Consider the following 12,742-nt stretch of genomic DNA (forward strand, 5'->3'; position numbering starts at 1 on the left):
AACCTTGGTTGCGATAGATATGAGCATGAAAAAACGATAAAAGATAACTATCGAAATGGTAGTTATTCTAAAAATGTAAGATCCAATTTGGGTGAAATTGAACTTCAAATTCCGAGGGATAAAACTCTGAATTTGAACCAACAATAGTTCCAAAATACCAGTATGATATTTCTAAAATTGAAAGCCAAATTATCGGTCTTTATTCAAAAGGAATTTCAACGAGAGATATCTCTCAAACTCTTAAGGAAATGTGCGGAGTTGAAGTTGATGCTGCTTTCGTTAACAGAGTAACTGATAAGATAATTCCACACATAACTGAGTGAAGAAATAGACCTTTAGAAAAACTTATGCCATGGTTTTTATTGATGGAATAAGGTTAAAGTTGCAGAAGAAAATAAACTTGTTAAAAAGTCAGTTTACATAGTTATGAGATACTCTTTGGAAGGATATAAGGATGTTTTGGGTTCGAAATTGGGGAATCTGAAAGTGCAAAATATTGAATTCAAGTACTAAATAACCTTAAATTAAGGGGGGGCGTTCATGAGATATATCTCATGGCGAGTGATAATTTAGCGGAAATTAACGAAGCAATCAAAGCTGTTTATTCTAAAACACAAATTCAAAAGTGCATAGTTCATCAAATAAGAAATTCGACAAAACATGTTAACTATAAAGATTTAAAAGAATTTACCCAAGATATGAAAAATATTTATAAATCCAGCAACCTGGATGAGGCTTCAAGGTTTCTTGAAATTTTTGAACAAAAATGAGATTCTAAATATCATTATGCAGTCAAAAGTTGAAGAAATAATTTCGATGAATTAGTTACTTTTTTAATTTTCCAGCGGAAATTAGAAAACTAATTTATACAACAAATGTTATTGAAAATTTAAATAGAAATATTAGAAAAATTTCTAAAAATAAAACTTCATTTCCTACTGATGACTCTTTAATAAAAATAATTTATTTTGCAATTCAAAATCAAGTTGAAAAACGAGGTAAATCCGCTCCTAACTGAGGGGTTGTTTATAACCAATTGCAAATAATTTTCGAATAATAATAATAATAATAATAATAATTTAAAATAACCAAAATAACATTTAGGAGATTAAATTCTCCGATTTTGTTATGTTATTTGGTTATTTTTACATAATAAATTTAGATTTATGTAAGCTATTCTCAAATCTCTTACTCAAAAAGTAAGCAGGAGATAAATTTACACAAAATTTACTACACTACCTATTAATAATGCAAATTATAAATATTTATCTCTTTTTCGCTACCATCCTTTGCTTCCAATTCTTCATATTCCTTTATTTTTGAATAATCACTAGGTATGTATCTATTTATAAAAATTTTTAAAGTTGCATCTTTTTTATCGTTATCTATTCCGATTATTATAATATCTGCAATGTCCAATTCCTTATCATTATATTTAACCTTATGTTTATTAATAGCTGAAATAAAAGATCTTGTTTGTAAAAAACTAGGATAAGGTGAATGAATTGTTTTTTTTCAATTTGTTACGTCTTTATAAGTGTCTTCTGAGCTTGTTTTAAAAATTTTAAAATCTTCTAAATCCTGAAATGGTGTAGCATATCATTGCTCAAATTCAAACCCATAGGGTAGAAATTGAGTAATCATTTTTTTAGGAAGATAAAATAGCACTATATCCTTTAAATTTGATATTTTTTCTTCAAATTCTTCTATAAAATCTCCTTTATTATCTTTTGATGTATTTATAAGTTTAATTTTCAATGGGATAACATAAAAACCCTCTTTCTTAATGCTATTTATATATTTTTTAACTTCCTCTATTTTATTAGAGGTTTTAAATTCATATTTTTTAAAAGGATTTTTAATTAAAATGTTATCGCCCTTAAAGGCATCCTTATAAAGAGTTACATCTTCTAAATAATTTCTATGAGGCATTGATGGTCCGATTGGCATATTAAGACGATCTAAATGCGTTATCACCGAATATATGCTAAAGCCAAGCAATGGAGCACCAATCACAACAGTTGGCACCAGCGCGCCTATTAATGCAATTTTTGTTTTCTTTTTCATTATTTTATTAACTCGCAATCCTTTAATCTTTCTGTAATTTCACTTCCAGTAACAAAATTAGCACCATCCCAAAAATATTTTCCTAGTTCACCTTGATCTTTATTTTCTAAATATTCAAGCCATTTAATGTTGTTTGTATCAATAATAACTTGATTTCATTTGTCATATCAATTAAAATTAACTAGTGCTCTTCCATCTTCATAAACTCCATAAGCTACATAAATATGCGAAGATTCGCCATTCAATTCATATCCACCATTCTTAAATTCTCTTGTATCCGAAACTAGAAATGCTGGTATTTTTTTATCCTTAATAAAATTTACAATATTATTGCTTCTGTTATATCAATAACTAAATGTATAATCAACATATTTTTTGTTTAATAGATTTTTAATAATTTCTTTCCTATTTCAGTATGTTGTACCCTTCTTGAATTTAAATTTTTCTAAAAGATCTTCCATATAAACATCATTTAATTTTGGAGAAAATAATTTTCTTTTAAATATTTAACTTTTTCATTATTAGTTAAATTGGAAAAATATGTTCTGAGCTGGTGAGTTTTTTTCATACTCATAATCATAAACAAAATCACCATTTATAATTTCCCATGGCATTGTGTCATAATCATATATTATTCCTGCATCAAAGGGTTTTGTTTTATCTATATATTTTTCTTCTTTTTGAAATCCTAAATATCTAGGATTTAAAAAATAATTATTGTAAAGTATCATCTGATTTATGGCAATATAGCCGCATATTCCGTCTCAGTCTTCTTCGTTTGTGTAATATTTAGCATCATTAATTCCAAAAACCTTATTGTTGTTTGATTTAAAAAATCATGAATACCTAATTTCATCATCAGCATATAAAAAACCGTTGTATTCATTTCTTATACCATTTTTCTTGAAATCTGTTAAACTAGAATTTTTTACGGTGTTTAAATTCCAAATATTAAAATTGCTAAAATTAACATTTTTAAAATTTTTTTCAATTTTTTTAGATTGATCTTTTCAATCATCGGTCACATTTTTGGTTTTCTTAATAGGCCTATGAACGTCACCAGGAAATGGTTTATCCCTATCGCGAATATTTGTATAATCAAATGATGTTTCGCTATTTCTTAATATTATTGTATCCTTATTAGGAAACATTAGCATCATTTCTGGCGTAAAAATATAATAAGGATTAACTTCTACTATTTTTTCTCTGCCATGATCAAAGATTGAATAACCACCATTTTCATAGCCGACTATATAGTTATATTTATCAATATTCAAAAAATTACCTGATATAAATTTAATTTTGGTATCTTGTCGCCCTGTTAGTCTTATAAAATCACACAAACAATAAGCACCAACTTTTTCCTTATATTTTATTTCTAATGCTTCATCTGTATTGTTACTATTTTTAGTATAAGAGATAACCAATATTGGACTAACCACTAGCGGCATTCCTGATAAAAAAACTTATCTTTTTCATATATCCCCCTTAACTTAATTTTAAAACTTTAAATTTTTTTAACAATAAATGAGGCGTTTTTTACAAAAAAATACATATTTAATATCAAAAAATAGACCCAAAACCCTAACTAGTTTTAGGCCTATTGGTTCTATTATTAACCTTTATTTTTTATAAAATACTCATTAATAAAATACTTCATTCTTACAATTTAATATTTTAAAAATTAAAACATTAAATAAAAATTAATATATTATCCCTGACATTAATAAACAAATACATTATAAAAATTTCTTTTGTAATTTTATTTAGCTATCTTAAAATAACAAACATCTCCATCCTTCATTAGATAATTTCGGCCTTCTAGCATCATTTTACCTGCTTCTTTCGCTTGTTTTTCACCACCACAAGCAATATAGTCATCACACTTAATAACCTCAGCTTTAACGAATTTCTTTTCAAAATCAGTATGAATAATTCCGGCACATTCAGCCGCATTCATTCCTTTTTTAAACACTCAAGCTCTTGTTTCAACTTCTCCAACAGTGAAATAGGTAGCTTGATCTAATAAATAAAAACTCTTAGATATAAGTTCGGCAAGTCCGGATTTATCGATATTATATTCATTTAAAAACATTGTTTTTTCTTCATTTAAAAAGCTAGATACTTCATATTCAATTTTTATACAAATTGGAATTATATATTCATTATTTTTTTCTAATTCTTGTTTTAATCTTAAAAAATGTTTTGCTTCTGATAGGTTTTTGTATGAATTTGCATCAAGATTAGCAACATAAATAGTAGGCTTAATTGTAAGAAATTGATAATTTTTAATAATTGCCAATTCCTCAGATGAAAAGTCAATATCCTTTAGCATTTTTTCATCAGATAAATAATCTTTAATTCTAACCAAAAGTTCATATTCTTTTTTTAATTCCTTATCATTTGAGTTAATTGCCTTTTTGCCAATACGTCCTAGAACATTTTCAACCATCTGCAAATCTGCTAAAATTAGTTCTAAATTAATTATTTTTAGGTCGGCCAATGGATCAATATGATTTCTCACATGAACTATATCATCATTTTCAAAACATCTAATTACGTGTACTATTGCATCCACTTCACGGATGTTAGATAAAAACTTATTACCTAATCCCTCACCCTTCGAGGCCCCTTCGACAAGTCCGGCAATATCAACAAATTGAAATGTTGCTGGAACAATTTTTCTAGCATTAACAAGAGATGCTAAACTATATAATCTTGAATCTTCTAAATTAACTATTGCAATATTAGGTTCAATAGTAGTAAATGCGTAATTAGCTGACTCTGCTTCATTTAATGTTAAGGCTGAAAAAAGTGTGCTTTTTCCAACGTTTGGTAATCCCACAATCCCTGCTTTTAATGACATAAAAACCTCCGATAAAGAAAAAAATTTATACTAATAATTTTAATGTAATATAAGAAAATAATTTATTATTATAACAATAAATAACTCACAGAATTTAAGGTAGGTTTATTATGTATAAAAGATTCTCAAAAGGTATGATTGAGATTATCACAGGTCCCATGTTTAGTGGGAAAACCGAGGAACTACTAAGAAGATTAAGAACATTATCATATGCTAAATTTAATAGTTTAGTAATTAAGCCTGAATATGACAATCGTTTTTCTAATAGCGAAATAGTAAGTCGCTGTGGATTAAAAGAAAGAACTTTTTCAATTAAACAAATTGAAGATATTTATGAATTGCTTGACAAAGCTAAATATGATGCAATTTTAATTGATGAGGCTCATTTTTTTGGAAATAATTTAATTTCAGTGGCCGATGTTTTGGCAAACAAGGGATATTTAATAATAATTGCTGGACTTGACCAAGATTATCGACGTCAACCTTTTGGACCGATGCCTAATTTAATGGCTATTGCTGAAACAATTACTAAATTGCATGCTATTTGCGTAATATGTCAAAATGTTGCAACTACTTCATATAGAAAAATAAAAAATAAGAGCTTAAATTTATTGGGTAATTACAATGAATATGAAGCCAGATGTCGTAAGTGTCATTTATTAGGTGAAAATGTTCAAAAAATAAAATAAAAAATGGGGCGTTCGAAGGGGATCGAACCCTCGTATGCCGGAGCCACAACCCGGAGCGTTAACCACTTCGCCACGAACGCCATTTTCTAAATTGCTTTATTATTTTAACATAAATAAACGTTTTTTTACAAATTTTAGGTTTATTATCTACAATGTAAAGCAAATTTTATAAGTTTGAGTTTTTAGTAGTTGCAATCAAAAAACACACATTTATTTTGCGTGTTTTTTTGATAAATTAAGCTTTTGTATCTAATTGAAAAAGTTCAATTTCATAAATAGTAGAGTGACCTTTAAACTTAAATGGAAGAACAATTTTACCATCTGCTTTCTTTTCTAAGCAAAGTGCTTTTCTACTATTTTTCTTATTAGAATTATTTGCAAAAAGTATTTCTTTTTTATGTCAAAGATCAACAAATTCCTTTGAGAAAATTCCTGATCCAAGGTTTTTTGCTTTGTTTTTCTTGTTAGGTCTCTTTTCAGAGAACATAAAATTATTTTTTTTATCAAAAGTAACATAGCCAAAGTAATGATGTTCTCTTTCATTTGATAACCTACTATTTCCTTTTGATATAGTAATAATTGCATTTTTAACATCTTCAGTAATTGAACTAGTTGATACAATTGACTTATTATTTATTTTATCAACTATTTTTTGTTGTTCCTCAGTTAGATTTTCCTTGACATTTGCATCTGGTTGTTTTTTCTTGGCATCTGTATTTTTATTTAAGTTGTTTTTTGCTTGCTCAAGTAAATTAGACAATTTTTTGGTAGCATCTTCTATTTTTTCAAAATCTGAACTATCTTGTTTAACAACTTCCTGTTGTTTTTTTAATTCATCGTCTAATTGCTTTTTAATATCATCATGTTTTTGGTTAGTAAGAATTTTTGAATAATCTTCCACTTCTTTAGCTATTTTATTGAATGAAGCTAGTGCTTGTAGCTTAGAATCTTTTTCTTGTTGTGCATCATCAATATCCCTTTTTGCATTTTTGGCTTTAAGTGTAGCTTCAATTAATACTGATGAAATAGAATCAATTTGCTCCTTAGTACTTTTATCATTAATAGCATTTTCATTTTCTTGAATGACTTTATCCAATTCATCCTTTATTGCTTTATATCTAGAATCTGACTCCAATTCCTTGCTTATTTTTTTAGCGGCATTAAGATTATTATCAAATTCAACTCTTGCCTCGATTTCATCATCGATTGGTTCGGCCATTTTTTTTGCTTTTTCTGATGCATCTTTTAATTTTTTAGTTGCTGCTTCAAATTGTTCAGCAGTACTATTATCATTAATATTTTTAACTATTTCATTAACATCCTTTTCCAGCATGGACTTTATTTCCGCATACTTAGGACCACTCAAATATGTTAATTGATCATCGATGATATCTTTTTGCTTTTTATATTCTTGTTTTGTTTTTTCTAAAACATTATTTGTATTATCACTACCGTGTTGTTCACCTATCATTTGTTTGGATTCTTTAGCAGTATCAATAGCATTGGCTATTTTATTTGCTGCTTGCTTGAATTGCTCAACACTAGACTTGTCAGAAATTTCTTTTTTAGCAGTATTAATAGATGATTCAAGTTTAATTTTAGCTTCCTTATACTTATCATCTAGCAACGAGGATAATAACTTATTTGCTTCATCCAATTTAGTGTTATATAAGGATTTAACAGCTTCTAATGAATTATTATTTTTTACATCTATAGTATTTTTCTTAATTTCACTAACTTGACTAACTAACTTTAATAATGCATCCTTAAAATTGGAATTTGTTGACTTATCAGAATTTAGCACCTTTTTAGCGTTATCGATAGCTTTTTTAATTTCTAACTTTTGTGAATCATTAAGTTTCTTATTAGATTTTAATTCTTGCTCAAAGGTTTCGATTTGCTGAGATAGCTCTTTTTTAGGTTTAGCATGTAACACGATCCCTACTGATAAACCGGTTGCAAGCACGACAGCTGTACCGCTAATAGAACCTAACGAAATTAGCAATTTACTCGATTTTTTCATTTTAATTTTCTCCCACATTTTTAGCGCAAAAATTATTATTAGTGCAATTCATTTATTGTACAGGTTTTACCTAATTTATAACATAACTAAATTAGTTATTTGCCATTTTCTTTAATTCATCGCTAGTAAATAGTTCTATTTCATATATCTTATCGCTGCCTTTAAACTTAAAAGGTAGAACAACTTTGCCATCCTCCTTTAATTCAAGGCATAATGCTTTTCTTCTGCTATTTGAACCGGCATATAAGACATCTTTTCTATTTATTAAATCCATAAATTCTTTAGCAAATAAATTTCCAAGATCTTTCTTTTTTCCTTTTGAATTTTCAGAAAATTGCAAGGTTGGTTCTTGTCCTTTTGTTGGCCTCTTGTAGCTTAAATAGCCAAAGAAGTATCTCACGTGTTCATTTTTATCATGACTTTTAGGAGATTTGTATATTTCAATAATAGCTTTTTTAACATCCTCACTAATGGTGCTATTATTTAAAATTGTTTTATTTTTTATTTTTTCAACTAATGCCTTTTGCTCAGCTGTTAAAGTTTCTTCTGTAGTATCTGCTTTTTGTGCGTCTCTTTTGATTTGTTCAAAGAATTTTTTAAGGCTTTTAGTAATATCTTTAACTTTGCGAGAAGTTGTATTTTCCTGATCTACAATACTTTTTTGTTTATTTAACTCGGCCTCTAATTTATTTTTAAGACCATCTTGTTCAGGCTTTTTTAATGTCTTAATAAACTCTTTAATTTCATTTTCTAATTTATAGAAATCGTCTTTTGCTGCTTTTTTAGTATCATCAGTTTTTGATTTATTATCAATTTTTTTCTTTTCTGCCTTAGCTTGATTAATTGCGTCATTAATTTCATTTGTGGCAGCAAGAAATTCATCCTTAGAACTTGATTCAGTTATCGTTTTTTTATTTTTATTAACTTTTTCTTCTAATGTCTTCTTAATAGTTGCGTATTCAGGTTTTGCTTCTAATGTTTTAATTAGTTCATTAGCTTTAGAAATAACTTCGTTATATTCTTCTTTAGCATTTTCTAAATTTTTATTAGAATTATTTAAATTATGAACATCTATTGATTGTTTTTCACTATTAGCAGTTTCGATAGCACTTATCAATGATTTAGTAGCATTTTCATACTGTTCTTTTGTACTTTTATCGCTAATTCCTTTTTTTGCTAAATTAATAGATGATTCCAATTTTGTTTTTATTTCTTTATATTCATCTTTTGAAAGCATAGTTAGTAATTCGTTAGCTTCATTTAATTTAGATTCATATATTTTTTTAGCTTCGTTTGATAATAAATCAGGTTTTGAATCAAAGCTTTTTTTCCTAATCTCACTAACCTGACTAACAAGCTTTGATAATGCTTCTCTAAAATTAATATTTGATGATTTGTCAGAATTTAACACTTTCTTAGCATCATCAATTACCTTTTTAATCTCGGTTTTTTGCGATTCGTTAAGTTTACTATTAGATTCTAATTCTAATTCAAAAGCTTGAATTTGTTGTGCTAATTCTTTTTTTGGTTTTGCTTTCATAACTAAACCAACCGATAAACCGGTAGCAAGTAAAACTACTGCGCCTGTAATAGAACCTAACGTGATTCATAATTTACTTGACTTTTTCATTTTTTTTATAATCTCCCTAAATTTAAAAATAAATTTTACTAATCAAATTTATTAAATCATTTTAACTGTTATTATTCTACAATGCTAGGATTTGTTTTAAGCATATTCTTTAATTCTTCACTTTTGAATAACACTATTTCATAAATTTTTTCATGCCCGTTAAATTTAAAGGGCAATACAACAGTTCCGTCTTCTTTTAATTCAAGGCATAATGCTTTCCGGCCATTTTTGCTTTTTGACACACCGGCATAAACAACATCTTTTGACTTTATCATATCCATAAATTCTTTGGCAAATAAGTCTTTTCCAAGTTTCTTTATTTTATTTTTCTTTGAACTTGATTTTTCAGAAAGTTCTAATATATCTTTTTTTAATTTAATATAACCAAAAAAGTTTCTAACCTTCTCATCAACGATTTTACTTTTGCCTTTATATATATCTATAATATCTTTCTTTATTGTCTCCGTTAATGAAGATTGATTTAATATACTTTTATCATTAATTTTATCTACTATTACTTTTTGAGCAGATGTTAGATTTTCAACTTTTTCATCAATCTTTTGTGAATCTCTTTTTATTTGTTCAAAGAAATTTTTAAGTTTTTTAGTCTCAGCATTAATCTTTTTAGCAGTTAAATTACTTTTTTCTATATTTTGCTTTTGTTTATTTAATTCAGTTTCTAACTTGCTCTTAAGATCTTGTTGCTCAGGCTTTGTTAATGATTTTTGAATAAATTCAGTAATTTCAGTTTCAAGTTTTTTAAATTCAGCTTTTGCTTCATCAATTTTTTGTTTTAAAATTTCTTTTTTATCTATTTCCTTTTTTTCATTATTAGCAGATTCGATAGCAGTTTCTAATTCCTTGGTTGCACTTTTATATTCTTCATCAGTAGTTTTATCATTAATCTTTGTTTTAATTTGGTTTAATGAATCATCTAATTTTTTCTTGACATTTTCGTATTTAGCTTCCTTAAGAGAACTCGATAATTCCTCAGCCTCCTTTAATTTTTCTTCATAATCTTTTTTAGCATCAACCTTTGGTGTGGTTTGCTTATCAAGTTCCATTTTTGCTTTTCTTGCATTGTCAAAAGCTTCTTCTAGTTTTTTTATTGCTTCTTTAAAATCATCAATGGTACTGCTATCACTAACACTATTAACAATCGCTTGAACTTCTTCCTGTAATTTATCTTTTATATCTTTATATTTGTCACCAGCTAATTCAACATCATATATATCAAGAAAATCATTGGATAATTTATTATAAAAAATCTGTTGTTGTTCTTCTAATTGGTGTTGTATTTTATCATCAATTGTTTTTTTATCATTCTTAGTTTTTTCTATTAATTCAGTTATTAACTTTGTAGCACTATCATATTGTTGTTTAGTACTCTTGTTTGTAACTTGATCTTTTAATTTCTTAAATGATTCATCAAATTTTTGTTTAATATCTTTGTATAAATCACCATCAAGTTCTTTTGATAATTTATCTCCTTCACTAATTTTTTCTTCATATTTATTTTTAGCTTCCAATAAATTCTTTTCTTCCAAATCAATTTGCTCTTTTAATTTCGAAGCTTCATCTATTGCTATTTGTAATTTAATTTTGGCTTCATCATAATCATGTTTTTTACTTTTGTTATTTAAATTATTAGTTATTTCTTTGATGGATAGATCTAATTTTGATTTAACATCATAATACTTATTAGCTAAAAGCTTGTTTGATAGTTCTTTTGCTTCTTTAACTTTGTCATTAAAATCATTTTTAATATTTTCGAGAGTATCAATTTCTTGTTTAGCTTGTATAGCTTCTTTTATCGCTACTTCTAGTTTTTGTTTTGCTTCGTCATAGTCGCTTTTTAAACTGCCATCATTTATATTTTTTGTTGACTCATAGATAAATAAATCAAGTCTAGATTTAATGGCTTCATACCTTGGAGATGATAATAATATTTGTAATTGTTTAGCTTCTTGTAACTTGTTATTATACGATTTTTTTGCAAACCTCTTTAACTTGTCAATACCCATTTCTTCAGTATTTGGATTTTGTTTAATTTCTTCAACAGAATTAACTAATTGCGCAATGGCATTTTCAAAATTTAAGTTTTGTGAAGAAGTGCCAGAAAGAAAAGCCTTGGCAGCTTCTATTGCCTGCTTAATTTTTGTCTTCTGGTTTTCGTTAAAAGAAATATTATTTTTTAATTCTTTTTCATATTGATCAATCTTTTGAATTAAAACATTTCTAGGCATAGATTGTTGTACAGTATAGATTGATATTCCCGCGGCTGCGACAATAGCTCCAACATTGGCTCCGCATAATGCAATTAATAATTTACTAGACTTCATTACGTACTCCTTATTTATAAAAATAATTACTAATTATATATTTAAAACTCATTGAACTTATTTATAGTCACTAAGTTTCTCATTGCTTGTAAATAATTCAATTTCATATACATTGGTATGATCTTTAAACTTAAATGGCAATACTATTTTTCCATCACTTTTTAATTCAAGAGCTAACGCCTTTCGAGGATTTTTACTTGTTTTATTAGTTGGAAAAATTATTTCCTTTTCATGGACAAGTTTAATAAATTCCTCATCAAAAAATCCAATACCAAGATTCTTATGTTTTATTTTGTTTTTATTCTTTTTATTAGGCTTTTTCGATGAGAACTCAAAACTATTATTTTTCTTAAATTCAATATATCCGAAATAATAATGAAAATTTTCACCAGATACTTTACTATTGTCTTTAAGTACTTCTAAAATATGGTTTTTAACTTCTTCTGTAATTTTATCTGCCTTTAATAATGTTTTATTATTTAACTTATTAACTATATCTTTTTGTTTTTGTGTTAATCCATCATCAGGTTCTTCGGCCTTGTTTGCTTCCAACTTAGCTTGTTCAAATAATTTTGTAAGTTTTTCCGTTGCTTTTTTGATTTTATTAGGTGATGATTCGCCATTAACTATTTGTTTTTGCTTATTTAATTCATTTTCTAAATTAGTTTTAATGCTCATTTGACTAGGTTTTGTTAATGTTTTTAAAAAATCTTCAACCATTCCTTCCAAGGCCATAAATTCTGCTTCAGCATCCTTTTTTTCTTTTTCAGTATTTAATTTCTTATCAATTTTTTTCTTTTCTGACTTAGCTATTTTGATGGCTTTATCTACCTCACCAATTGCATTACCAATTTCTTCTCTAGTATTATTCACATTTACTGAATCTTTCTTTTCTTTAACCACCTTTTCTAAATCGTCTTTAATATTTTTATATTCATTGTTACTATCGAGCTCAGTAGCAATTCTTTCTGCTTCTGCAACTTTTTCATGCAATTTTTCTATTAATTTTAATCTAGCTCCGATTTCTAGTATTTCATCATAAGCGTTAGCAATTAACTCTTCTAATTCCTTAGTTGCTTCATCATACTCTTTTTTTGTATGTTTTCCACTACCTAATTTAGTTTT

The 12,742-nt window shown here is 26.9% G+C and carries 10 protein-coding genes, 1 tRNA gene and 2 pseudogenes; 4 read left to right on the forward strand and 9 right to left on the reverse strand.

Annotated features, from left to right (window positions below; genetic code table 4):
• Positions 1-12: 12 nt before the first annotated feature.
• The 3 genes and pseudogenes from ACWXVU_RS02075 to ACWXVU_RS02085 all read left to right on the forward strand — a co-directional run.
• Positions 13-147 (forward strand): annotated as a pseudogene (locus ACWXVU_RS02075) (transposase); the annotation flags it as partial.
• A pseudogene (locus ACWXVU_RS02080) lies at positions 141-863 on the forward strand (IS256 family transposase); the annotation flags it as partial. The pseudogenes ACWXVU_RS02075 and ACWXVU_RS02080, both read left to right, overlap by 7 nt.
• A gap of 26 nt (positions 864-889) precedes the next feature.
• The gene (locus ACWXVU_RS02085) at positions 890-1,057 is read left to right on the forward strand and encodes a hypothetical protein (protein WP_455966086.1); all 168 of its coding nucleotides are present in this window, start codon (positions 890-892) and stop codon (positions 1,055-1,057) included.
• 185 nt (positions 1,058-1,242) lie between these two features.
• Here ACWXVU_RS02085 and ACWXVU_RS02090 read toward each other — a convergent pair whose 3' ends face one another.
• The 4 genes from ACWXVU_RS02090 to ychF form a co-directional block, all read right to left on the reverse strand.
• Positions 1,243-2,067, reverse strand: coding sequence for a hypothetical protein (locus tag ACWXVU_RS02090; RefSeq protein ID WP_456012088.1), 825 nt, complete (start codon positions 2,065-2,067; stop codon positions 1,243-1,245).
• A complete protein-coding gene (locus ACWXVU_RS02095) occupies positions 2,067-2,528 on the reverse strand; it encodes a hypothetical protein (RefSeq protein ID WP_456012089.1) in 462 nt (153 codons plus the stop codon). The genes ACWXVU_RS02090 and ACWXVU_RS02095 overlap by 1 nt, the downstream gene beginning before the upstream one ends.
• 60 nt (positions 2,529-2,588) lie before the next feature.
• Positions 2,589-3,518 carry a putative cysteine peptidase gene (locus tag ACWXVU_RS02100; RefSeq protein WP_456012090.1) on the reverse strand — a complete coding sequence of 310 codons (930 nt, stop codon included), beginning with the start codon at positions 3,516-3,518 and terminating at the stop codon, positions 2,589-2,591.
• Between the two features lie 311 nt (positions 3,519-3,829).
• Complete coding sequence (gene ychF / locus ACWXVU_RS02105; protein ID WP_444705057.1) at positions 3,830-4,933, reverse strand: redox-regulated ATPase YchF; 1,104 nt, start codon at positions 4,931-4,933, stop codon at positions 3,830-3,832.
• A 110-nt stretch (positions 4,934-5,043) separates the two neighbouring features.
• On the opposite strand from ychF, the gene ACWXVU_RS02110 reads away from it, so the two are divergent.
• Complete coding sequence (locus tag ACWXVU_RS02110; protein WP_456012091.1) at positions 5,044-5,622, forward strand: thymidine kinase; 579 nt, start codon at positions 5,044-5,046, stop codon at positions 5,620-5,622.
• A 4-nt stretch (positions 5,623-5,626) separates the two neighbouring features.
• On the opposite strand, the gene ACWXVU_RS02115 is transcribed toward ACWXVU_RS02110, so the two are convergent.
• The 5 genes from ACWXVU_RS02115 to ACWXVU_RS02135 all read right to left on the reverse strand — a co-directional run.
• Positions 5,627-5,702 (reverse strand) — tRNA-His (locus ACWXVU_RS02115).
• A gap of 155 nt (positions 5,703-5,857) precedes the next feature.
• The gene (locus tag ACWXVU_RS02120) at positions 5,858-7,645 is read right to left on the reverse strand and encodes a hypothetical protein (protein WP_456012092.1); all 1,788 of its coding nucleotides are present in this window, start codon (positions 7,643-7,645) and stop codon (positions 5,858-5,860) included.
• Positions 7,646-7,736: 91 nt separating this feature from the next.
• A complete protein-coding gene (locus ACWXVU_RS02125; RefSeq protein WP_456012093.1) occupies positions 7,737-9,275 on the reverse strand; it encodes a hypothetical protein in 1,539 nt (512 codons plus the stop codon).
• A gap of 71 nt (positions 9,276-9,346) precedes the next feature.
• On the reverse strand, positions 9,347-11,617 hold the full coding sequence (locus ACWXVU_RS02130; RefSeq protein WP_456012094.1) for a hypothetical protein: 2,271 nt from the start codon (positions 11,615-11,617) through the stop codon (positions 9,347-9,349).
• A 57-nt stretch (positions 11,618-11,674) separates the two neighbouring features.
• The coding region (locus ACWXVU_RS02135; protein WP_456012096.1) for a hypothetical protein at positions 11,675-12,742 on the reverse strand (1,068 nt) is incomplete at its 5' end.

It is taken from the genome of Mycoplasma sp. 2575 (assembly GCF_053851635.1).